Raw genomic sequence first — 23,866 nt, 5'->3', positions numbered from 1 at the left:
TAAAATATAACCAAGTTCAAAGAAATTTTATAAATCTCACCGCTTCATACGGTCTTTTATTTTAGAGGTAGTTTGGATGTTAAAATCACATTCCGAGCAAATTGGTCGCCGCCTATTTGTGTTCGTGATGATTATCGTCTTATCTATCCTCTGTATTTCAATCCCATTGGTCATTAGCCATTATCGCGAATATCAGAAATCACAAACAGCATTGATTGAAATTGAAAATCTTCGAGCCGTTGCTGCTCTAGCGAATCGTATTTCACGCGAGCGTGGCCCTGCGAACATGGCGATGTCGAGTTCACAAGAAGAGTTTGAAAAAAATAAACAAGCGCTTATTGAGTATCGTGCGGGAGTAGATGAACAAATTAAGGTCTCGATTCATCGATTAGATCAGTCTGGATATGATGGTTTAGAAGAGTACGTCGCTCAATACCTAAATCCAAAATTAGCGGAAGGTCGCAAACAAGTCGATCACTATATTTCGTTGCCATTTGCAGAGCGTACGCCTGAAGCTTTAGATCAAGCTATTCTTACAATGTTTAATGCGTGGGATAGCAGTCATGATTTACTGAAGAAACTGGTAATGCAGTCTAAAAGTAAAGACAGTTCGATGGGGCATTATTACACCATGATTTTGGTGTTGGCAGATTTGCGTGATCAGGCTGGACGTGTTGCTTCAAACGTAACTGCACATGTGACATTTCAGCAGCCGTTACCAAGTGACAATATTGCACGCGCATTACAAACGCAAAAACAAGTTCGCTATTTGTGGGATTTAGTGAATACCATCCAACCAGAACGCCATCGTACAGCTGAATTCGCTCGTTTACACCAAGAAGTGAAAACTCAGTTTATTGATCAAGGTTTACCTATCATCATGCGATTAATTGATGAAAGCCGAAAGGGACAACCTTATTTTTTATCAGGGACTGAATTAAGTGTAGCTGTATCTGGTAAATTCTTAACAGTTATCGATTTACAAGACTATTTGCTCAATAAGAGCGTTGAAATCGCGAAGTCAGAAAAAGACGCGAATCAATTGAACTTCCTACTCACGTTGATAGTCTCTTTAATTTCACTATTGGCTGCTTTATTTACGATGATCTATGTTCAACGTAAAGTTATTTCGCCGCTTATCATAGTGAGAGATAAATTAGTTGAATTATCGTATGCCAATGCTTTGGTCGATAGTCATTTTATTGAAGATCAGCAGAAGCAAGTACATTCATTACACGAAGCGATGCAAAAACTTCAGAAAATGTTGCATCAACGTGATGAGTTTGAATTTGAATTAAAGAATATTGCCAATACTGATAAATTAACAGGTGTTTCAAATCGTTTTGCTTTAGAAGCCTATACCAAACTTATGGAAGCTCAGCCCAATAAGTTTACCCAAACGTGTTTGATGATTGTAGATATTGATTATTTTAAACAGGTTAATGATCAATATGGTCATGTGGCAGGGGATCAGGTCATTCAGCAGGTGGCGAATTGTTTAAGTCATAATGTTCGATCAACTGATTTAGTCGTTCGCTTTGGTGGGGATGAGTTTTTGGTGTTGATTGAAAATTTAGACCTTGAACATGGTTTACGTGCTGCAGAAAAGATGCGTAAGAGTATTGGTGATTTACAATTTACAGATGAGCAAGGTCAATCATTTACGGTTTCGATCAGTGTGGGTGTTGCGGTAGGTGCTGATTCTTGGAAAGCATTATTTGCTAAGGCAGACCAAGCATTATTTAGAGCGAAAGCGCAGGGACGCAATACGGTTTCAAGCTAAGATTATGTGAATATTGGCTGTAATCACGTCCTCAATTGTCAGTTAGATTTTTTATTAAATTTGCGTAGTAGTTTCCTACTTTTGAAAGAAAAAAGTAGGCAAAATGCTTTTGTTTGATTGAGGATACATCCTTATATCTTAATCAAACGGGCGACATCCAGGTCGCTTGTCATGTCATTAAATTTCAGTTTTGATCTTTGGTTTTCTCAATCAAATAGTTAATGAAATTGGTGCACGCAACGAGCATAAATTTAGCGTCGATATAGGTTAGATTAGATTCTTCTAACATTGCATGGCGAATACCATCGCTATCGGATGTATAGCCATAAAGTTGGCTTAAACTTCCTTTAAGTGCAGGGTGTAAACCGAATTGATCTTCAATAATTTTAAGTGCTTTTCCTAAAGTAGCTTTATCGTCATTGGTCACAATTTTACAAATGGATTCAACAGCACTAATTGATTCTTTAATTGAATTCCGATGGTCAGGATTTTGGCGATCTGATATCAGTTGTAACGCTTGCTTTAAATGTTGTTGAACACCTGAAAATTGATTTGTATTTTCTAAAGCTTCTTCAATGGATTGGATTTCTTGTTCTGAAGTAACTTCAATAATTTTATTATTTATGATGCGATAAGCTGAATTTTCCCCTTCTAAAGCTAGATTTATTGTTTTTATAAATTGAGTTTGGCTATAGGCTATTGTGCCACCGAAAGAAGTTACTCCAGTTTTATTTTGAATGATGAATTCAATTAAGTCATAAAATGTGTACCAATCATTTTTATATAAATAATTTTTTATGTAAGAAGGCAGTTTGTAGGGAGTAGGCTTTTCATCTAGAGGAAGTTTTAAGTGGTCACACCATATTTTTACAATTAAAGGGTTAAATAATTTTTTGTAGTTTTCATATCATGAATAATTATCAAAAATTTGTGAATAGAGGATTGACCATAGTCTATTCTTTAAAATGTCATCCATATTTTCTTTTTGAATAATGTCACGTACAGGCTTATATCCATATCTTTCTGAAAACCGCATTATTTCCCCAAATAAAAAACGGTGAATGAATCACCGTTTTAGCATAAAAATTTATTATTTAAAAATCCTCCCCCTCTTTGTTAAAGAGGCGTTAGGGGAGCTTATTTCAACATTGGCTTTAAGAATCTCGCCGTATGCGAAACCTTATTATTTGCCACCTCTTCAGGTGTACCTTCAGCAATAATCATACCGCCACCGGCACCACCTTCAGGACCTAAGTCCACAATCCAGTCGGCAGTTTTAATGACATCTAAATTATGCTCAATCACCACAATGGTATTACCTTTATTGCGTAGCTCATGAAGAATATCCAAAAGTTTCGCAATATCGTGGAAATGTAAACCTGTGGTTGGCTCATCAAGCACATACAGTGTTTTACCTGTATCACGCTTCGCCAACTCACGTGCAAGTTTCACACGCTGTGCTTCACCACCTGAAAGCGTGGTTGCCGACTGACCTAAACGAATATAGCCCAAACCAACTTGATGTAAAGTTTCTAAACGACGATGAATGACAGGAATCGCATCAAAGAAATGCATTGCATCTTCAACCGTCATCTCGAGTACGTCAGAAATGTTTTTACCTTTATAGCCGACTTCCAAAGTTTCACGGTTATAACGCTTGCCGTGGCAGGCATCGCATGGCACATACATATCCGGTAAGAAATGCATCGCCACTTTAATCATACCGTCGCCTTCACAAGCCTCACAGCGACCACCTTTCACGTTAAACGAGAAACGACCTGCGGCATACCCACGTGCTTTGGCTTCTGGGGTTTGAGCAAAGAGTTCACGAATTGGCGTAAACAAACCTGTATAGGTTGCAGGGTTTGAGCGCGGTGTACGTCCAATTGGGCTTTGGTCAATATCCACGACTTTATCGAGGAATTGTAAGCCATCAATCGAATCAAATTTTTCTGCCGTTAACGTCGTTGCACCATTCAATTGTGTTGCAGCAAGTGGCAATAAAGTACGGTTAATTAAAGTCGATTTACCTGAACCCGATACACCCGTCACACAGGTCATAACACCTAAAGGAATGGTGAGATCAACATTCTTTAAGTTGTGACCACATGCACCCATCAGCTTAATTTGCTCATCAGGTTTAGGTGGTTGTACACGCGTTTTCGGCACCTCAATTTTTAACTTACCTGAAAGGTATTTGCCTGTCAGAGAATCCTCATTGGCTGCCAATTCATCATAAGTCCCCTCGGCAATGACATGACCACCATGCACACCTGCACCAGGACCAATATCAATAATATGATCCGCTGCGCGAATGGCATCTTCATCATGCTCAACCACTAAAACGGTATTGCCGAGATCACGTAAACGAACCAAAGTCTCAAGCAAACGGTCATTGTCACGTTGATGCAAACCAATCGATGGCTCATCCAGCACATACATCACGCCCATTAAGCCAGCACCAATTTGCGAAGCTAAACGAATACGCTGTGCTTCACCGCCTGATAAGGTTTCGGCTGAACGAGATAGACTTAAATAGTTCAAGCCGACTGATACAAGGAAGTGCAAACGCTCACGAATTTCTTTAAAAATCTTATCGGCAATTTCACCTTTGGCGCCTTCAAGATTGAGATCTTGATAATAGCTTTCAGCATCACCAATCGACATTTTGGTGATTTCGGCAATGGTTTTGTCTTTGACACGCACATGACGTGAAATTTCATTGAGACGTGAACCGCCACAAGCGTCACATGCAGCATTCGATAAATACTGAGCTAAATCATCACGTACATAGTTTGATTCAGTTTCACGGTAACGACGTTCTAAATGTGGTAAAACCCCTTCGAAAGCCATCACACGGTTATGACGGCGACCACGTTCATCGATATAGCTTAAATCAATTTTTTCTTTGCCTGTACCGTAAAGGAATTTCTTTTTGGTTTCCGCATCAAGTTCATTCCACGGCGTATCAAGAGAAAAGTCGAAATGTGCAGCGACTTTTTCAATCATGCTGTAATAGTATGGACGCTGACGATCCCAACCACGAATTGCCCCTTGGCTAATGCTGACTTCAGGGTTTGGAATGAGTTTGTCAGAACTAAAATGGCTGCGTGTCCCTAAACCATCACAGACTGGGCAAGCACCAAATGGGTTGTTAAAAGAAAACAGACGAGGTTCTAATTCGGCAACGGCACGGTCACATTCAGGACATGAGTGTTTTGCTGAAAACACACGATCAGATTGTTCGCCTTTCATCCATGACAAAATAGCAATATCGCCACCTAAACGCAGTGCGGTTTCAAAACTTTCTGCAATACGGTTGCCTAGGTCATCGCGGACTTTAAAACGATCGACCACGACTTCAATGGTGTGTTTTTTCTTCTTATCCAGTTCAGGCGGTGGATCAATTTCCATAATTTCACCGTCTACACGTGCACGGACGAAACCTTGGCTTTGTAATTGCTCAAATAAATTGGTGTATTCACCTTTGCGCTCACGTACAACAGGAGCAAGTAACAATAAAGCAGTACCTTCTTCAAGTGCTTTAACCGCATCAACCATTTCCGAGACGGTTTGTGCCACCATCGGCAAGTCATGCTCAGGGCAGTAGGGTGTACCCACTCGAGCATACAACAAACGTAAATAGTCATAAATTTCAGTAATCGTACCGACCGTTGAACGTGGGTTATGACTGGTTGATTTCTGCTCGATGGCAATAGCTGGGCTTAAACCTTCAATCGAATCGACTTCAGGTTTTTCCATTTGTGACAGGAATTGGCGTGCATAGGCAGATAAAGATTCCACATAGCGACGTTGACCTTCTGCATATAAGGTGTCGAAAGCCAGTGAAGATTTACCTGAACCTGAAAGTCCCGTAATCACCACGAATTTATCGCGTGGAATATCAAGGTTCACATTTTTTAAGTTATGGGTGCGTGCGCCTCGAATACGGATATGACTTTGGCTCATAAAACATCTCGAAAATATGCTGAGTGAAGGTGATATATGATAGCGATTTAATTTTGTTCAAGCACAAATGAAGAATAAAACACGACAAATTATGTCGGTAAAATTTCATTGAACAGCAAAAGTCCAATGTAAAGTGCTTTGAGAGCTCCTGCAATCTGATTTTAAATAGATGAACAAGACAGAATCAATTCGCAAATTTGATGTCATGATGAGCCATAGGATGTTAAGTATAAGTGAATTTCGGGTGAATATTGATCAGCAAGCACGTGAATAGTGACGTTCGAAAATAGAGTCCACCTGTTCAAAACATATATGTCTTTCAATAGCATGATGTTGACGTGCGTAAAAATTCACTTCTTTTTCTAAGTGTTGAAGAAAATCGTTATATTCCGCTTCGAAATGTTGTAAATCTAGAAAATCAAAACGTATAGAGCTTGAACAAGAGTATTGAGCAATGAAGTCGAGCATTAAATTTTGAATATGATGATTGGTAAAATAAATGAGATATGTGGCAGCAGATCCACAGTGTGTACAGCCTTTTTCTAAATAAACTTCTTCATTATTTAACCAACAGCATTGTAAAGTGAAATATGCACGGATTGCTTCTGTTCCCAGTGAATGTTGCATAGAAAACCTCAAGTAAATTTTATTTATGATAATGAGAATTATTATCAATAATAATTGTGCTTGAAGTTTGCTTTAAAATCCAGTCTTAAATCCATTTAAATCGAAATGAGCCTGAAAGTCGGCAATGCAGTTTAGATCACCGACCTTTAATTTGGTTATGCAGGTGATAGCATCATGAGTGATCTAGGCTTAACCATTGACGTTGATGATAGGCACTATCCCAGAATAAATATTCGAGTTCAGCTCCCCGTGTGTAAGCTTGATGCATTTTTTCAATGGTATGTTGATCGCTTTCTGCCGCAACACGGTCAATAATTTCAATGACTTTGCGTACTTCTTCGTTGAAATGCTCGCCAGCATAAGTGTCAATCCACGCTTGATAAGGATTATTTGCAATATTACGTTTAAGAATGTCTTTGCCCACTTCCGCATAAATCCAATAGCACGGCAGTAATGAAGCTAAAACGACAGGATAACTCTCTGACCATGCAGTAGCTGTCAGAAATGAGGTGTAATGATGGCAAGCAGCAGTCAAAGGTGTATTTTCAAAATCAGCTTTGGTGATGCCAAATTCGTGCATAAAACCATTGTGCAGTTCACGCTCAACCACAATTGCTTCATTAGCGCCTTGCGTAAATTGAATAATGGCATCGGAGTCATATGCTTTAGCACCACAAATAGCCAATGCTCGACCATAGGCAACCAGGTAATGCGCATCCTGAATGACGTAATGGCAGAAAGCTTCTTGATCGAGTGTTCCAAGCGCCAGTTCTTGGTTAAAAGGGAGTGCTAATGTTTTTTGATATAAATCGTAGTTTCGTTGCCAAACGGCTTCTGAAAAACGCATAAATCCATCCTGAATAAAATCATCTCTATGTATCAGCTAAGATCATATCAATTTGTCGTTACAAAACTAGCTTGAGCGATACATCATCTTCAACAAAAAAATCATACGAAGAACTTTGGATAAATTTTGAAAACTCGTCATAATTAGCACAGTTTAATTGAGTGTCTTTTAGCGCTAGAGATCAGACATTCAATTTATAAAATTTTTACAAATCACTAAGCACAGACTTCACTTAATATTCGTCATATAAAAATTCTAAGTTTATGTTTTGTAAAATTTTTATTGATTCACCTCATTTTTTATAAGGTCGCTAGATTATGTGGAAACATTTTGGTTTCTCTATCGTATTCACGATCGTGTGTCTTGCGCTGTCTGCCTATTGGGGTTATACCCATGGTCCAGAAGCTGGCCTCAAGACCATGTTCACCGTACTGACCATCACTGCAATTTTAGCTGTGATGGAGGTTTCACTTTCTTTTGATAATGCTGTCGTCAATGCTTCAGTGCTTCGTCATTGGGATCACTTTTGGAAAATGCTTTTCCTGACTGTGGGTATTCTCATTGCAGTATTTGGTATGCGTTTAATCTTCCCAATTGTGATCGTCGCGGTCACAGCAGATATGGGCATGATGGAAGTTGTCAATTTGGCATTAAATGACCCTAAAGAATATTCGGCACGACTGATGAATCATCACCCTGAAATTGCAGCATTCGGTGGTGCATTCTTATTGATGGTATTCCTTAACTTTTTCTTGGATGATGGCAAAGACACGCATTGGTTCAAATGGATTGAGCGTCGTTTAGCGAAACTGGCATCTGTACCTGCACTATCTGTATTTGTAGCTTTAGTGGCTTTACTGATCATGGCAGCTAATGTTGATGAAGCTAAACGCTTAGTCGTGACTATGGCGGGTATCTGGGGCATCGTCATTTATATTGGGGTACAAGTACTGAGCCATTTGCTGGGTGGTGAGCCTGAAATTGATGAAAATGGTAATGCAATTGGTCACGATAGTAATGGTGTGCCAACAGGCGTAGTCAAAGCGGGTATCGGTGGATTCTTGTATTTAGAAGTATTGGATGCATCATTTAGTTTTGATGGTGTGATTGGTGCTTTTGCCATTACTTCAGATGTTGTGGTGATTATGTTAGGTCTCGCGATTGGTGCCATCTTTGTTCGTTCGATTACCATCTATCTCGTTGAGAAAGGTACTTTAGATGCTTACATCTATTTAGAACATGGTGCGCACTATGCAATTGGTGCATTGGCTTTCATTATGATTGCGAGTGGTACGGGCGTACATGTTCCTGAAGTGGTAACAGGTCTGATTGGTGTAGCATTTATTGTTTGGGCAGTGATTGCATCTATTCAATATAAGAAGCGTCAAGCGCTACAAGGCTAGATGAACACATCAAAAAAAGCACAGCACAAGCTGTGCTTTTTTTGGCTTAAGGCTTTTGCTCTAGGGAAAACAGATGGTGTTGATCTTTATTTCAAATAAAATTCATGCCTGTTCATCAGCCGAATATTCTATAATCAAAGTAGACATAGAAATCACGCGATAACCTAAATTTTATGATGAATGCCTTAGAACGCCGTTCCACATTTGCATTGAGCAGCATTTTTGCATTGCGAATGTTAGGTCTGTTTATGATTGTCCCGGTCTTTTCTGTTGCGGGACAGGCTTATGAATATGCAACTCCTGCTTTGATTGGTTTGGCTGTAGGTGTGTATGGTTTGACTCAGGCAATACTACAAATTCCTTTTAGTTTGATTGCAGACCGTTATAGCCGAAAGCCGCTGATCGTATTGGGTTTATTGTTGTTTGCCTTGGGTGGTGCAATCGCAGCAATGTCAGACACAATCTATGGTGTGATTATAGGGCGTGCAATAGCTGGGGGTGGAGCTGTCTCTGCTGTCGTCATGGCGTTATTGGCAGATGTTACGCGTGAAGAAAATCGTATGAAGGCGATGGCAATGATGGGGATGAGTATTGGTCTCTCTTTCGTTATTGCATTTAGTTTAGGGCCATGGTTGACCAGCGTGGTGGGTATTTCAGGCTTATTCTGGGTGACCACACTCATGGGATTACTTGCCATTGCAATGCTATTTCTTGTTCCCAAAACAACACGTCATCATAAAAATTTTCAGCAAGGTTATCTCACTCAGCTAAAACAAGTTTTGAAAATGGGCGATTTAAATCGCTTACATGTTTCTGTGTTTGCTTTGCATTTATTGCTGACGGCGATGTTCATCTATGTGCCTTCTCAATTGATTGACTTTGCAGATATTCCTTTAGCTCAGCATGGTTTGATCTATCTTCCCTTATTGGTAATCAGTTTATTTTTTGCTTTTCCTAGTATCATTCTTGCTGAAAAATATCGAAAAATGCGAGGTATTTTTCTGACTGCGATTGCTGGGATCATCGCCGGTTTGATCGTGATGATTTTTGGATTTGAATCGAAATACATTTTGTTGCTTGGTTTAGGTCTTTTCTTTATTGCCTTTAATGTGATGGAAGCACTACTGCCATCTTGGTTATCGAAGGCAGCACCTATCCAATCCAAAGCGACAGCAATGGGTGTGAATGCCAGTGGTCAATTCTTAGGTGCTTTTTTTGGCGGTATACTGGGTGGGCAATTGCTGATGTTAAATAACACTGCTCTAGGCTGGGGGGTACTGACAGGAATTGCCATTCTTTGGCTGTTGATTAGTTTTGGATTAAAGCAGCCACGTTATTTATCATCACTGATTTTGAGTTTGCCCAAAGTCCAAGAAACAGATGAATGGACTTCTCAGTTACTGGCAATTCGTGGTATTGAAGAGGTCGTGGTGATGACTGATCAACAAGTGGTCTATGTCAAAGTTGATAAGCAGCAGTTAGATGACACTGCGCGACAACATTTAACGCACTTGTTGGGTAAAGAGGTAGCCATTTAATCATAACTCTTATAAAGTAAAACATAGAATCGAATAGGAAGATTAGAGCACATGCGCGGCGTGAATAAAGTTATTTTAGTTGGTACTTTAGGTAAAGATCCTGAGACAAAAACATTTCCCAATGGTGGTTCATTAACGCAGTTTTCAATTGCAACAAGTGAATCTTGGACAGATAAAAACTCAGGTGAACGCAAAGAACAAACAGAATGGCACCGTATCGTCTTACATAATCGTTTAGGTGAAATTGCACAGCAATATTTACGTAAAGGTTCAAAAGTTTATATTGAAGGCTCTTTACGTACCCGTCAGTGGACAGACCAAAATGGTCAAGAACGTTACACGACTGAAATTCGTGGCGAACAAATGCAGATGTTAGATTCTAATAATCGTCAGCAAAGTGAAAATGGTGGTGAAGGTTATAATCAACCACGTTTTAATAACAACCAAGGCGGTGGTTATGGCAACCAAGGTGGTTATAACAATAATAATCAAGGTAGCGGTTATGGTAACCAAGCTGGTTATGGTAATAACAACGTTAACCAAGGCTTCCAAAAGCCACAAAATCAACCAGCGCCGAAGCCAATGGCGACAGCACCATCTGATTTAGATGATGATTTACCGTTCTGACACATACCTGAGAGTAGTTTTTGTTAAATTTTAATGTTTTTTATTATTTAACAATGAATTAAATAGTTAAAAACCCTTTGTATAACAAAGGGTTTTTTGTTTTTATGGTGATATAGTAAAACGTTTGTCATAGTTGAATTAGGGATAGTTGAATGAAAGACGGGATTATATTTTTAACTTGTGTGCTGTGTAGCAGCATGAGCTTAGCACAATCACCACAATGGACCATGTTTGATCGGGATGATGGGGGCTGGTCATATATTGATAAAACGACTATTAAATCACTCGATCAAGCCTCGCATATTTTTGAAATTGACTATAAATATGTGTATGAACATGGCGTACCCTCATTAAACATCAAACCCAAGGGCTACATACAAGCCGTTCATCAAATTGATTGTCAAAATAAAGCCAGAGCCTATGTCAAAAGCCAGCGTTTTACGCCGCAAGGTAAAGCCGTAGATGATAATAATTCATTCGAAACGATTTATTTTGAACCCATGTCAATGCAACTTTCTAAAAATATTAAGTTAATTGAAATGTTATGCATTAAATAAAATTTATTAAAGACTTTGTATAACGCTACAACTTATTGAGATTTGATGCGAATCCATGAGTGATCCTTCAAAGCCTTTTTAAATAACAAAGCTTTGAAGGATAGTTAACCTAAAATTAGAATTTACCATTCATAACGTAAACGGAATAAATGCATATCTGGGGTTTGGAACGTATCATGTGTATATAAACGTTCATAATCAAATCCAAAACCATGGTTAAATCTAGCTGCTATACCAACACCGAGATCACGGCGTTTAAACTCTGAGCCACTGGTATATTCAAGTTGATTTCCCATGATATAGGGCTGAATGAATTTGATACCGTATTCTTCAATCTTGAAGTGCTGTCCCGCATAAAATTCAACGCCATAAGCCTCAGTATTCAGCAATGATTGAAGTTGAAAATCGCTCGATTCACTGTAAGCATCAAAATTTGGAACTAGATTTTTATACCAACCAGCGCCAAAGCTAAGCATCCATTTTCCATCAAAATAAAATAATGAACTTGCCCAAATTTCTTGCTTTAAATCATGTTTATCTTGTTGATTGTTCAGACTAGCATCGTTGTACTTCCATGAGGTCGCCCAACTTAAATTTTTATTTAAATGCACATCAACTGCCAATTCGGCACCATTTTTACGTTGATATTGCACATCCGTATCTGCGACCGTCGTACTATCCTTGAACAAATAGCTGGCATATAAGTTTGCTTTATCCGTTTTGAGCTCATAACGTAAAGTTTTATGAGCTGCTTGCGTACCATCTGTATAAGCGACAGGGCTCCACGTTTGGGGCTGAGCCAAGGTTGAGTAATTCCATAGGTCAGTTTTGGCACCTACAATGTCGTAATAAATACTATAGATTTTTCCAAATTTAACGGTACCGTATGCTGAATCACGCAGACCAATATACGCCTGTTCGGTGGTGATGTTTTCATCAGAGGAACGGTAATGACCGTCCCAATCCAGCATCTTGGGAAGATTGATATAGTTTTGATAGCCTGCAATTAAATGCAAACGTTCATTCCATGCATAATCAGCATTGGCATACATACGGCTATTTGAGCTATAACCATCTCTGCGATATTTCTGATTTTCGTTAGATTGATCGTAATGATCGAAATTTAAGGCTTGTAGACGAATACTACCAGACGTGGTGAGTTTTAAACGATCGGATTCACTCACAATTTGCTGTTCATCAATGAGTGTTATCTCGGCAAATGTAAGATTTGACAAAATAAAGGTGCAGGAAAGGAATAGCTTGTAAAAGCATGGTTTTGACATAGTAACATCCGTGTGACTAGATATGAATTAAGCTGTTGATTCAGCTGATTAAAGCTGAGCAGAAATTAGGTGGTCATTATTGATTGAAAATATCGTTCCAAAATGGAGTAGTGGTTAGTGTCTACAAAACTCAAGAGATGCGTGAATTCAGGCTCTAGTTCCTGTCGAATTTGATAATATTTTTGGCTCTGGCATTTCAGTTCTGGTAACTCATCGAGTCCATACGCAATCGTACAGGGCTTAGCAAAGTGCGTAGAATGTTCAACTGGACTTAAGTTTTTAATGTCTAGCTCAGATAAATTTAGAGCCTTGTTTAAATGCGTTTCTTGAATCGGTTTTAGGTCATAGATCCCACTGAGTAATACCGCTGAATCAATCAGGGGGTGATCTAAATTTAAAGCAGCCAAATGGGCACCGGCAGAATGCCCAACCACAATGACATTGGAGCTGATCCAAGTTTGTTTGTGGATATAATCGAGCGCTTTGCGAATTTGTAGATTAATCAGATTTAAACTACTTTGAGGCGCTAAATCATATTCAACCAACACACATTGAGCATTTTGCTTTAAAACAAATTCAGCAACAAAGGCAAAATCCCTTTTTTCACACCATTGCCAATAACCACCATGTATAAAAATAACAGTAGTATTGGTGGCAACAGGTGTGGGGAAAAAATCAAGTGTAGATCTTCGCTGAAAGTCGTACTGTAAATCGGCAATATGATGGTGTTGCTTATAAGTCGCTTGGCTCATTTTTTGAAAATCAGATAAGATCTGATTTTCATCCGTCACAGTTTGCGAGTTGTCATAGAGCATGATTTACAGCTCCTTTACTAGGCTTGTTCATTTTCAGTTAATTGATGCTTTAAGGATGATTTCTTCATTTGATAGAAAATGATTAACATCACGATAAAAGGCACGCCAAACTGGAGAGTTGATTTAAATTCTTGCGTAAACCATGTGGTAAGCGTGATTGCAAGAATGGCAAACAAACCAATAAAGGAAATATAACGACTACCAGGAATGCTGTATTTGAGGTGGATATTATTTTTTGCTAAGTTCTTTCTAAAGAAGTAGTGTGTGGCAAAGATCGCCCCCCAAGTAAATAAAGCTCCAAACATGGACAGTGCAATCATGATTGGAAATGCTGATTCGGGATTAATGCTATATACAATACTCGCCACGGCAATACCTGTTGCCGAAAGTAGCAAGGCATTGATGGGCACCCCATTTTTACGAATTTTACCAAACAGTTTCGGTGCATCTCCTGAACGTGACAAACTGAATAACATACGCGTTGAGATATATAACATGCTGTTCATTGCGGACAGTGCTGCCACAATCACAATGAAGTTTAAAATATGATCAGCAAAAGGAATGCCGACAATTTGCATAACAGACACGAAAGGACTGGTTGCACCTGGTGCTATCAATTGAGTCCATGGAACGAGAGTGACAATTAAACTCAGCGATAGTAAATAAAATAGAAATAAGCGAATCGCAGTGCTTTTGAAAGCGTATTTAACTGCTTTTTCAGGATCATTGGCTTCACCTGCAGCAACCGCGATCATTTCGATACTGAGATAACTAAAAATAGAAATAATGACACCAATCCAAACACCTTTAAATCCATTTGGCATAAAGCCATCATGTGCAGTGAGATTGTGAGTTAGCGCTTGATGAGGATTTGGATCTTGCGTCAAAATACCTATTGCCAACAGAATAAACACAATGATGGCAAACACTTTGATCGTCGAAAACCAATATTCAACTAAGCCAAATGCTTTGACACTATAAGCATTTACTGCGAGAAGTACGGTTGAAAAAAACACGATCCAAATACCTGAACCGACATGAGGAAACCAAAGTTTCATATAGTCAGCCACGGCGGTAATTTCAGTGCCTACAGCCAACACGATACATGCCCAGTAGCTATAACGAACTAAGAAACCAGAAAGTGGGTTGATATAATGTTCAGCGTAAGCACCAAACGAGCCTGAAGTGGGGTGTTGTACAGTCATTTCTGCCAAGCAAGCCATTAGTGCAAAAGCAATTAATCCGCCGATCGCATAGCTTAGAATGACAGCAGGTCCTGCAAAACTAATGGCAAATTTACTGCCCATGAATAGACCGGTGCCAATGGCACCGCCTATTGCAATCATGCCCATTTGTTTAGCGGTTAATTTTTTATGTAATCCTGCTTCGCGTGTTTGAATTTTATCGAAGTTACTCATAAGCCCTCCTGGCCATGGTGATGTAAAGTGAGTAACTGAATTAAGTTACTTGACCTCGCACCGAATATTTTTCATTTTTCCATTCTTCATTCAGCATCACTTGTTTAAGATGTTGAACAGCATGCCAAATGTCTTCATGGCTTAGGTACAAAGGTGTGACCCCAAATCTGAGCACGGCTGGCTCTCGGTAATCTCCAATCACACCACGTGCAACAAGCGCTTGGACAATGGCATAACCGTGTTCATGGCAATAACTCACATGACTACCACGCTGTAAATGATCGATTGGTGTAATTAACTCAAAACCAAATTCAGCACATTCCTGTTCAACCAATTGAATAAAGAGATCTGTTAAATTTAGAGATTTTTCTCGGATCTTTTGCATGTCAGTTTTTAAGAACACATCTAAACCACATTCGATCAAACTCATGGACAAAATACTTTGTGTGCCACATAAAAAACGACGAATGCCTTGAGCTGGCTCGTAGTGATCAGCCATATCGAAAGGACGTTGATGACCCCACCATCCTGAAAGAGGTTGCCAAAATTTATTTTGGTGTTTTGCATTTACCCAGATGAGGGCAGGAGAACCTGGTCCACCATTAAGGTATTTATATGTGCAACTTACGGCAAAATCACTTTGGGTCTTGTTTAAATCGATTGGAACAGCGCCTGCAGAGTGGCATAGATCCCAGATGACCAAAGCGTTATATTGATGAATCGTTTGGTTGACTTGTTCCATGTCATAGAAATAGCCTGAGCGGTAATTGATATGTGACAACACCACAACTGCCGTTTGATGGGCTTTCAGAGTGGTTTCTAATTCATCAGGATGTTCGATTAAAACCAGTTGGTAGCCTTTTTGAACAAGGTCAATATAACCTTCAATAATATAGAGGTCAGTCGGGAAGACGTCCTTTTCCGCAATAATCACTTTACGTTCAGGAGCGATTTCAGCTTGGATTTTGACAGCAGCAGAGAGTGCTTTAAATAAGTTGAGTGTGGTTGAATCAGAGATCACCGTTTCGCCTGGATTTGCCCCAATGAGCTGAGCCACCTTATCACCTAACCGAGTTGATAATCCCCACCAATCCGCTTTGTTCCAGCTATTGATGAGATCTTCCCCCCACTCTTGGCTCACCACTTCTTGAGCACGTGTTAAAGCAGATTTAGGGCGTGCACCAAGGGAATTTCCATCTAGATAGATAGTATTCTCAGGTATAGCAAATTCATTTTTTAAATGTTTCAGTTCGTCTTCAGCATCCCATGCTTTGCATTGATCTAAGGTAATCATTTTTATCCTGACTCGGTCCGTGTTATTTCATTCGATTTTATCACGGTAATTTTTAGTATTTATCCGATAATTATGCTTGAAATTGCATGAAAACTGGATAGTATTCGAATTAAATATAAAAAATCAGGATGATATTTAGGAATGAATTTAGACCTTATTGATCATAAAATTTTAAGACTATTACAACAAAATGCACGACTAAGTCATCAGGAATTGGCAGATTTAGTGAATCTTTCTGCTTCAGCATGCCATCGACGTGTCAAAATTTTAGAAAACAATGGAGTCATCGAAAAATACCAAGCAAAAATTAATTATGAAAAATTGGGTATTCAGGTTGAGGCGATTGTCGAAATTAAACTCAATCAGCTGACCGAATCAGATCATCAGCATTTTCTGAGCCAGATTCGTAATTTTGATGAAGTGATCAATGCTTTTATCATTACAGGGGATTCGAATTACGTTCTCTTTGTGGCCACCAAAGATTTAAATGGGTTTTCCCAGTTTATTATTAATAAGTTAAACAAAATTAAAGGTATAGCCAACATTAATTCTAAAATTATTCTTGAAAAAGTGATCGAGAAGACCTTCATGTGATCATTAATTTTTTTATGAAAAGTGAATCCGTATTTTAAAATCAACCTCGAATTGATTTTACAAGCGATGTTTTTTTATGAGTTAAAACACATAAAACTGCTATTATGGTCCATCTTTTTTTTAAAATAATTCTATGAACGAACATTACAAATATATATACACTAAATTTAGTTTTTTTGGTTCATTACCTACATATAAGGTGTTTCTGAATGAACAAAATAAGATCGTAAAATGGGTCTTTGCTGATAACTCTTTTATCTATGGGTATATATCTGATTGGGCATTGAATCATTCTGGTTTAGATGTGGGAAAGGCTACTTGGGCTGAAGAGTCGACATTATTACTAAATAATGAAAAATTTAAACTCAATTTGTATAGGTCTTTACATCAAAAATTTAAAACAGAATTATCTGAATAATTTATCTAGTAACGATAATGATTTTATAGTTTTTGATAAAAATAAATTATTTAGATTGCTATATATCTCAAATTAGCGTACAAATGCACTTGTTGATGCGGGATGGAGCAGTCTGGTAGCTCGTCGGGCTCATAACCCGAAGGTCGTTGGTTCAAATCCAGCTCCCGCTACCAATTAAAAACTAATTTAAAAGTTTACAACCTAATTGCGGTCGATCTGTAGTTAGGTTTTTTTATTAAAGAAAATTAAATCAATTAAATATGTGTTATATTGGTTTTCTAGAATTATAATTTTATTGTTTACTAATTTTATTTTGATCTGATATTAATTACATCTTTCATTCTATTAAAAGTCTATCTTCAAAATTATTTTCTAATTATTCATTACATAATATAGGAAATAAATGATGTCTAATTTAACAACTGGTACTGTTAAGTGGTTCAACGAAACTAAGGGTTTCGGATTTATCGCTGTAGATAATGGTCAAGATGTATTTGCTCATTTTAGTGAAATTCGAGCAAATGGTTTCAAGAATCTAGTCGAAGGACAGCGAGTTCAATTTGTTGTGCAACAAGGTCAGCGTGGCTTACAAGCAAGTGATATTGTAGCTATTTCATGAATACCTCATTAATTGAGGTGAAAGATCAGTTTGAAGTTAAATATGCAGTGATAGGTACATTTAATACTTCGCAGCATGCTTCGAACTTATCTCAAATAAATATTAAATTTATCACTGTTAATAATGAAAATATAAGACCTAGTTTTGATTTAAATTTTCATAGTTTAAATACTGGTAAAATTTATCAGCTCATTTAAATATTAAAATTAAACCATAAAGTATTTTTTATGGTATAATCGTTGTTGATCGAATCCGTAAGCGAAACGGAAGTGTTTAGATAGAACTTAGAATTGCGTATTCTCAATTTATAGATTTTAATATCTATGATGTCTAAACAGTTAACGCAGAGCATGAACTCGCACCATGCCGATCTTAGAAGTCCACAATCTCATTGTGGGCTTTTTATAATTAAATACATGCTAATGTAAAATTGTAATTTGAATTATAGGCTTGAGCCTCTTCGATATCAGAATCCATACTCTCGATTTAAATATTTAATATTATTTTTAATTTTACATGAGCTCATTAATGAGTAAGTGAAAATGAATATCTCTAATGGCTGGACTACAGCAAAAGCAGTGAATGGTGAAACCATTCGAATTAACATTATCCCATTTCATAAAGTTCAAAATACGATGAGAGGGCAAATTCTTGTAGAAGTTTCTAAACAAGTTGAAGTCGAATCAGGTGAAGTATTTGAAATAAACTTAGATGGCCGATCTTTTTTCTTGGGATTTAATAATCTATATAAGATTATGATTTAAAAATATTTTTCATAAATGATGCTATTTTTAGTAGTAAAACCTTTAAAGATCATCAAGATAAATTTAAGAAAGCGATACAAAATCACAGACTCTGGTCTCGAGAGGATATAGTAGCAAGTATCCCAGCATAAAAATAAGAGAAGCCTAGATTCACTATCTAGGCTCTTTTTTTAGGTAGTCATGATAGGTTTATTGATCGAATTATTTTGATTGGTCTTAAGTAAATATACCGTGAATAATCTGAGCACAGTTCATCATAGAGCTTTTAGACTCGTAATTCGAGCGACGTTAGATCGCTACTTGATTTATTTCTATTGATGACCTTGAGTAATTTGATACAAAGTTAATTTTGATTTGTCTAGAGAATTGCTATTCTTGAGCTAGCGCTTGAAAATTTGAAATGTGAAACCGCCATACATATTTGTAAAAGTAATTCTATGAAAGATAATAAAAATGGGAAACAAACTTTGAGTGATGAACGGTGTCCTTTTGAAACGTCACTCCCGATACTACAAAAATCTAAGTTGGGGCATCATTTCTCTAGAGTGCAAAACTCACATATATCCATGGATCTTATTGAACTGATTCGTGGAAGAAAGTCATGATCGGTGTAATCGATGTGGCAACCAATCAAATTGAAACACTTGACGAAATGGTGAACACTTTGCGTAAAGTTTTGCAATTTGTCGATGCTGATAAGCTATACCCTTCAACCCACTGTGGAATGATACCACTGTCTCGTCACGTGGGACGTGACAAACTTGAAGCCTTAAGTATGGGTTCAGCGATCTTAAACTAAGAAGTTAGTGCTTTAGCTGAGTTTATTTTCTACATTCAAGATGGATCATCTGTGCAATCACCTATATCCTAGGTTCGCACGAGTTTAGCAATTTATATTTGAGAAGAGAAAAATGGTTGAAGCTTCAGACTACAGAAACGCAATGTCTTTATTAACCACTGCAGTCAATATTATTACAACAGCTGGTGAAACAGGACAGCATGGTTTCACGGCTTCTGCTGTATGTAGCGTTACTGATTCACCTGCTACGCTTTTGGTGTGTATGAATCAATCATCCCGATCTCATCAGTATTTTATTGAGAACAAAGTTTTATCTGTCAATGTGCTCAGTTCTCAACATGAGTCTCTTTCAAATGCTTTTGCATCGAGTCAATTAAGTGCAGAACAACGTTTTGGATTAGCCCAATGGGGTAAATTGAAAACAGGTTGCCCGGTCTTAAAGGACGCTTTAGTCAGTTTTGATTGTGAGATTGAGCAAATTCAACGAGTGGGCACACACAGTATTTTTATTTGCCGAGTTGTAGCCATTCAACAAAGCTCGCAAGAGGAAAGTCTTGTCTATTTTAATCGATCTTATCATCAGGTGAGTGCAGAAGAGGAAGTTTAATGAGCTAGAGCAGCAAGATTTTCAATCGTTTCTTATAATGATTATAGAAATAGATCAGCGTTTGATTAATGATCTTGGGAAAGATGGTGAATCGTAAGCCTCGAACAGTGAGCTTTCATAGTGTGAGGTTAAACCCAATGGATATTACTCGAATCGTTTATGGTCATACAGAGTGAATGATCTTTCTCTTTGGGATGAAAAAAGAAAAGTATTATTTTCAAAAATTTGAAAACAATTAAATAAGTTTTAAAAAAAATCAGTGTTTTATATTTAATTTATTCTCTTAAAGAAATATATTAACTTTTAAATCTGGAAATTCGATTGTTTTTATAAATACTTTCGGTTTTACCAATCCAATCATCTTTTGTATTCTCTATTTCAACGAAGCAACACTCTCACAAAGAAATAGAGGAAAACACATGAGTTTAATCAATACTGAAGTCAAACCATTCAATGCAACTGCTTATCAAAATGGTGAGTTCATTGAAGTTTCTGAGCAAGATTTTAAAGGTAAATGGTCTGTTGTCTTTTTCTATCCTGCAGATTTTACATTTGTATGTCCAACAGAATTAGGCGATCTTGCTGATAACTATGCTGAATTCCAAAAGTTAGGTGTAGAAATTTATGGTGTATCTACAGATACTCATTTCACACATAAAGCTTGGCATGATACTTCAGATGTGATTGGTAAAATTCAGTATCCACTTATTGGTGACCCAACGTGGACATTGTCTAAAAACTTTGATGTATTGATTGAATCTGAAGGTTTGGCAGATCGTGGTACATTTGTAATTGATCCTGAAGGAAAAATTCAAATTGTAGAGATTAATGCAGGTGGTATTGGTCGTGATGCTCAAGAACTTCTTCGCAAAGTGAAAGCGGCTCAATATGTTCATGCCCACCCAGGCGAAGTATGTCCTGCGAAATGGAAAGAAGGTGATGCTACACTTGCACCATCAATCGATCTTGTAGGTAAGATCTAAATTAAGTTGAAAAGTAAAGAACCAGCACGATGTGCTGGTTTTTTATTAAGAGGCATAACCTTCTTGATTTTGTGCTGCTTGTCGTAAACCTTCAACCAAGTGGTCGATGAGTTTTTCCATCACGAGTCGTTGTCCTTTACGTGATGCATAAACGAGTTGCACAGTCCCTATATTTGAGCACCAGTCAGGTAAGATGTGTATAAGCCGTCCTGCTGCCAAATCCTTTTGCACTGTAAGATAAGGTAGATCTGCAATACCTAATCCATCCATCACTGAATAATACACACCAGCCAAATCATTACTTTTAATACGTGGTTGTAATGGAATTTCAATGAGATCATGCCCTTCAATTCGGTGCAAATTCCATTGATAGTGTGTTTTTTGAGTTCCTAAAACAATTGTTGGAAAATCATTGATTTCAGTTGGATATTCTAAAACGCGACCCTGTAAAAGCTCAGGGGTTGCCACTAAACAATGAGTGGTTTTGATGACATCACGAACCACGATGGTGGAGTCTTCATTGGCAGAAAAATTAGTTCTGATCGCCAAGTCAATATCATCGTGCAATACATCTACGCGTCGGCTGGTTAATTCCATCTCGACTTGAACTTTTGGATAGCGCTTCAAAAAATCATTGAGTAAAGAGCGAATTTGATAACGCATCATTACGGGTGGGCAACTAATTTTAACTAGACCCTGAGGTTCACTTTTCTGTTTAAGTAAAACATTATGAGCGCAATCAACTTGGTTGATTACTTTTTCACATTCTTGAAAAAATTCTTGACCTAAAGGCGTTACTTTGAAATGGCGAGTAGAACGTTGAATGAGTGTGACATTAAATTTTGCTTCGAGTTCTAAAATACGTCGACTAAGCTTTGATTTAGTTATATTTGACGCGTCACTAGCAGCACTGAAACCGCCGTATTTAACGACCAAATAAAAATAGTAATAGTCATCAAATGAATGCAATTTTCACCTCGACGCCTGATCTGATAAAGTTTAAGCATAGGTTAAACTAAGCCGTTCAAGAAATCATCTTGGGTTTTGAATATGGTAAAAAAAAGCGACCCAAAGGTCGCTTTTATTAAATATTATTTTTTAGTGGTGTTCTTTACATAGCTAACCATTAAGTTTTTATAGTCAGGAATATGCTCACCGAATAAAGCACCTAAACCTTCGATATCATTACGCCAGTCACGATGTAACTCACCTGCAGCACCAAACCATGTCATAAGTTGAGCACCTGCTTGAGACATGCGGTTCCATGCAGCATCGCGCGTAATTTGGTTGAATGTACCAGATGCATCAGTAATCACGAATACATCAAAGTCTTCAGCAAGAGCTGAAAGTGTAGGGAATGCAACACATACTTCAGTCACAACACCAGCGATGATCAGTTGTTTTTTACCTGTCGCTTTAACAGCATTTACAAAATCTTCGTTATCCCAAGCATTGATTTGACCTGGACGCGCGATATATGGAGCATCAGGGAACATTTCAACTAATTCTGGAACGAGTGGACCATTAGGACCATCTTCAAAACTTGTTGTTAAAATTGTCGGCAAGTTAAAGTATTTTGCTGCTGCTGCGAGTGCTAAAACATTGTTTTTAAACTTATCAGGATCGATATCACGTACAAGAGAAAGAAGACCTGTTTGGTGATCGACTAAAAGCACTACTGCATTATCTTTATCTAAACGAACGTAAGGTTTGCCCATTATTATTAGCCTCTATGATGTTAGTAAGTGTGAATACGTATCAATGAACTCGTATTCAGTCACCAGTTATATTAGACTGAAAATGAGATAAATTTGTGACCATTTTTAGGATAATTAGTCTTATTAATAGGAATATTGTAATCATGAATTTCAAATTTCAGTGAATAGTCACATATATGAATTAATTTAGATTATTATAATCATAAAAATAGGAATCTGTGTGGCAGTAAAGCTCTTTTTATTTTCTGTGCAAAGTCTAAAATTAGCGCATGTTCATCCTATCGAATATAGGAGTAAAAGATGAAAAGAGTAATTGGGGTTTATCGTAACCAACATACACATTGGGTTGGTGATGGTCTGCCAGTGCGTAACTTATTTTCTTATGATCGGTTAGGTCAAGCACTTAGTCCTTTTTTGTTATTAGATTATGGTGCACCACATCACTTTGAGCCAACGACACGTCAGTTAGGTGTTGGCTCACATCCTCATCGCGGATTTGAAACAGTGACTATCGCCTACCAAGGTGGTTTAGCACATAAGGATTCCAGTGGTGGTGGTGGTGTTATCCAGGCAGGAGATGTGCAATGGATGACTGCTGGGGCCGGATTGGTTCACGAAGAGTTTCATTCTCCTGAATTTGCTCAAAAAGGTGGAATTCTTGAAATGGCACAGCTTTGGGTCAATCTACCAGCCAAAGATAAAATGACTCAACCACGTTATCAAGCGATCACATCTCATGATATTCCAACAATTACCATGGATGATGCTGCTGGTCACATCCGTGTAATTGCGGGTGAGTTTGGTGGTCATTATGGTCCTGCTGAAACATTTACTCCAATAAATGTGTGGGATGGTCAGCTTAAAGCTGAGTATGAAACATTCATACATGTTCCTGTAGATCACAACGTATTGGTTGTAGTGTTGAATGGTGAACTCGTAATTAATGGGACTCAAAAAGTTCTAGACAGTTCAATTGTGATGTTTGCTCGTGATGGTGAGGCAGCAATTCAATTGCAAGCATATAAAGATACACAATTTTTAGTGCTTACAGGTGAGCCACTAAATGAGCCAATTCAAGGGCATGGACCATTCGTCATGAACACCAAAGAAGAAATCATTCAAGCTTTTCATGATTTCAATAATGGTAAATTTGGTGAAATTGCACGTTAATTGGAACGAGAAAAGCGGAAATATCATTTCCGC

Annotated in this window: 20 protein-coding genes, 1 tRNA gene and 2 pseudogenes; 13 read left to right on the top strand and 10 right to left on the bottom strand. The window is 37.9% G+C overall.

Going from position 1 to position 23,866, the window contains the following annotated elements; translation table 11 throughout:
* Positions 1-76 precede the first annotated feature (76 nt).
* Positions 77-1,783 carry a GGDEF domain-containing protein gene (locus AC1M83_RS04825; RefSeq protein ID WP_481590138.1) on the top strand — a complete coding sequence of 569 codons (1,707 nt, stop codon included), beginning with the start codon at positions 77-79 and terminating at the stop codon, positions 1,781-1,783.
* A gap of 184 nt (positions 1,784-1,967) precedes the next feature.
* Here the strand turns inward: AC1M83_RS04825 and AC1M83_RS04820 are convergent.
* The 4 genes and pseudogenes from AC1M83_RS04820 to tenA form a co-directional block, all read right to left on the bottom strand.
* Positions 1,968-2,819: pseudogene (locus AC1M83_RS04820) on the bottom strand (AbiJ-NTD4 domain-containing protein).
* 101 nt (positions 2,820-2,920) lie between these two features.
* Positions 2,921-5,752, bottom strand: a complete 2,832-nt coding sequence (gene uvrA / locus AC1M83_RS04815; protein WP_092766489.1) for an excinuclease ABC subunit UvrA — start codon at positions 5,750-5,752, stop codon at positions 2,921-2,923.
* A 255-nt stretch (positions 5,753-6,007) separates the two neighbouring features.
* On the bottom strand, positions 6,008-6,379 hold the full coding sequence (locus AC1M83_RS04810) for a hypothetical protein (RefSeq protein WP_180028470.1): 372 nt from the start codon (positions 6,377-6,379) through the stop codon (positions 6,008-6,010).
* Positions 6,380-6,551: 172 nt separating this feature from the next.
* On the bottom strand, positions 6,552-7,226 hold the full coding sequence (gene tenA / locus AC1M83_RS04805) for a thiaminase II (protein ID WP_481590137.1): 675 nt from the start codon (positions 7,224-7,226) through the stop codon (positions 6,552-6,554).
* 317 nt (positions 7,227-7,543) lie between these two features.
* On the opposite strand from tenA, the gene AC1M83_RS04800 reads away from it, so the two are divergent.
* From AC1M83_RS04800 to AC1M83_RS04785, 4 genes are all read left to right on the top strand, one after another.
* Positions 7,544-8,629: a DUF475 domain-containing protein gene (locus AC1M83_RS04800; RefSeq protein ID WP_179999088.1), complete on the top strand. Its 1,086-nt coding sequence runs from the start codon at positions 7,544-7,546 to the stop codon at positions 8,627-8,629.
* Positions 8,630-8,802: 173 nt separating this feature from the next.
* Positions 8,803-10,167, top strand: coding sequence for an MFS transporter (locus AC1M83_RS04795; protein ID WP_035265762.1), 1,365 nt, complete (start codon positions 8,803-8,805; stop codon positions 10,165-10,167).
* A 51-nt stretch (positions 10,168-10,218) separates the two neighbouring features.
* Positions 10,219-10,794 (top strand): single-stranded DNA-binding protein, encoded by a 576-nt coding sequence (ssb, locus tag AC1M83_RS04790; RefSeq protein WP_092766486.1) that lies wholly within the window; start codon positions 10,219-10,221, stop codon positions 10,792-10,794.
* Positions 10,795-10,946: 152 nt separating this feature from the next.
* A complete protein-coding gene (locus tag AC1M83_RS04785) occupies positions 10,947-11,351 on the top strand; it encodes a hypothetical protein (protein ID WP_481590136.1) in 405 nt (134 codons plus the stop codon).
* Positions 11,352-11,473: 122 nt separating this feature from the next.
* Here the strand turns inward: AC1M83_RS04785 and AC1M83_RS04780 are convergent, their stop codons facing one another.
* The 4 genes from AC1M83_RS04780 to kynU form a co-directional block, all read right to left on the bottom strand.
* Positions 11,474-12,634, bottom strand: coding sequence for a porin (locus tag AC1M83_RS04780; RefSeq protein ID WP_481590135.1), 1,161 nt, complete (start codon positions 12,632-12,634; stop codon positions 11,474-11,476).
* A 65-nt stretch (positions 12,635-12,699) separates the two neighbouring features.
* On the bottom strand, positions 12,700-13,452 hold the full coding sequence (locus AC1M83_RS04775; protein WP_481590204.1) for an alpha/beta hydrolase: 753 nt from the start codon (positions 13,450-13,452) through the stop codon (positions 12,700-12,702).
* Positions 13,453-13,466: 14 nt separating this feature from the next.
* Positions 13,467-14,867, bottom strand: a complete 1,401-nt coding sequence (locus tag AC1M83_RS04770) for an amino acid permease (RefSeq protein ID WP_180028467.1) — start codon at positions 14,865-14,867, stop codon at positions 13,467-13,469.
* A 40-nt stretch (positions 14,868-14,907) separates the two neighbouring features.
* On the bottom strand, positions 14,908-16,161 hold the full coding sequence (kynU, locus tag AC1M83_RS04765; protein ID WP_481588822.1) for a kynureninase: 1,254 nt from the start codon (positions 16,159-16,161) through the stop codon (positions 14,908-14,910).
* A 141-nt stretch (positions 16,162-16,302) separates the two neighbouring features.
* On the opposite strand from kynU, the gene gigD reads away from it, so the two are divergent.
* The 7 genes and pseudogenes from gigD to ahpC all read left to right on the top strand — a co-directional run bounded on the left by gigD (position 16,303) and on the right by ahpC (position 20,945).
* On the top strand, positions 16,303-16,755 hold the full coding sequence (gene gigD, locus AC1M83_RS04760; RefSeq protein WP_092766480.1) for an Lrp/AsnC family transcriptional regulator GigD: 453 nt from the start codon (positions 16,303-16,305) through the stop codon (positions 16,753-16,755).
* A 514-nt stretch (positions 16,756-17,269) separates the two neighbouring features.
* Positions 17,270-17,346: transfer RNA gene (locus AC1M83_RS04755), tRNA-Met, on the top strand.
* A gap of 233 nt (positions 17,347-17,579) precedes the next feature.
* The gene (locus tag AC1M83_RS04750) at positions 17,580-17,792 is read left to right on the top strand and encodes a cold-shock protein (RefSeq protein ID WP_035267602.1); all 213 of its coding nucleotides are present in this window, start codon (positions 17,580-17,582) and stop codon (positions 17,790-17,792) included.
* A gap of 542 nt (positions 17,793-18,334) precedes the next feature.
* The gene (locus AC1M83_RS04745) at positions 18,335-18,556 is read left to right on the top strand and encodes a hypothetical protein (protein ID WP_035267598.1); all 222 of its coding nucleotides are present in this window, start codon (positions 18,335-18,337) and stop codon (positions 18,554-18,556) included.
* 365 nt (positions 18,557-18,921) lie between these two features.
* Positions 18,922-19,355 (top strand): annotated as a pseudogene (locus tag AC1M83_RS04740) (uroporphyrinogen decarboxylase/cobalamine-independent methonine synthase family protein); the annotation flags it as partial.
* A 112-nt stretch (positions 19,356-19,467) separates the two neighbouring features.
* The gene (locus tag AC1M83_RS04735; RefSeq protein WP_035267597.1) at positions 19,468-19,962 is read left to right on the top strand and encodes a flavin reductase family protein; all 495 of its coding nucleotides are present in this window, start codon (positions 19,468-19,470) and stop codon (positions 19,960-19,962) included.
* A 419-nt stretch (positions 19,963-20,381) separates the two neighbouring features.
* The gene (gene ahpC, locus AC1M83_RS04730) at positions 20,382-20,945 is read left to right on the top strand and encodes an alkyl hydroperoxide reductase subunit C (RefSeq protein ID WP_035267594.1); all 564 of its coding nucleotides are present in this window, start codon (positions 20,382-20,384) and stop codon (positions 20,943-20,945) included.
* A 45-nt stretch (positions 20,946-20,990) separates the two neighbouring features.
* Here ahpC and AC1M83_RS04725 read toward each other — a convergent pair whose 3' ends face one another.
* Together AC1M83_RS04725 and ycaC are read right to left on the bottom strand one after the other, a co-directional pair.
* Entirely contained in the window at positions 20,991-21,914 is a 924-nt protein-coding gene (locus AC1M83_RS04725; RefSeq protein WP_035267593.1) for a LysR substrate-binding domain-containing protein, read from the bottom strand.
* Positions 21,915-22,036: 122 nt separating this feature from the next.
* Positions 22,037-22,663, bottom strand: coding sequence for an isochorismate family cysteine hydrolase YcaC (ycaC, locus tag AC1M83_RS04720; protein WP_035267592.1), 627 nt, complete (start codon positions 22,661-22,663; stop codon positions 22,037-22,039).
* Positions 22,664-22,963: 300 nt separating this feature from the next.
* On the opposite strand from ycaC, the gene AC1M83_RS04715 reads away from it, so the two are divergent.
* On the top strand, positions 22,964-23,833 hold the full coding sequence (locus AC1M83_RS04715; RefSeq protein ID WP_481590134.1) for a pirin family protein: 870 nt from the start codon (positions 22,964-22,966) through the stop codon (positions 23,831-23,833).
* Positions 23,834-23,866: the final 33 nt, after the last annotated feature.

The organism is Acinetobacter sp. 25-47-130, assembly GCF_056779705.1.
The sequence above is the reverse complement of the archived record's forward strand: the minus strand, read 5'-3'. Positions and strand labels throughout refer to the sequence as shown.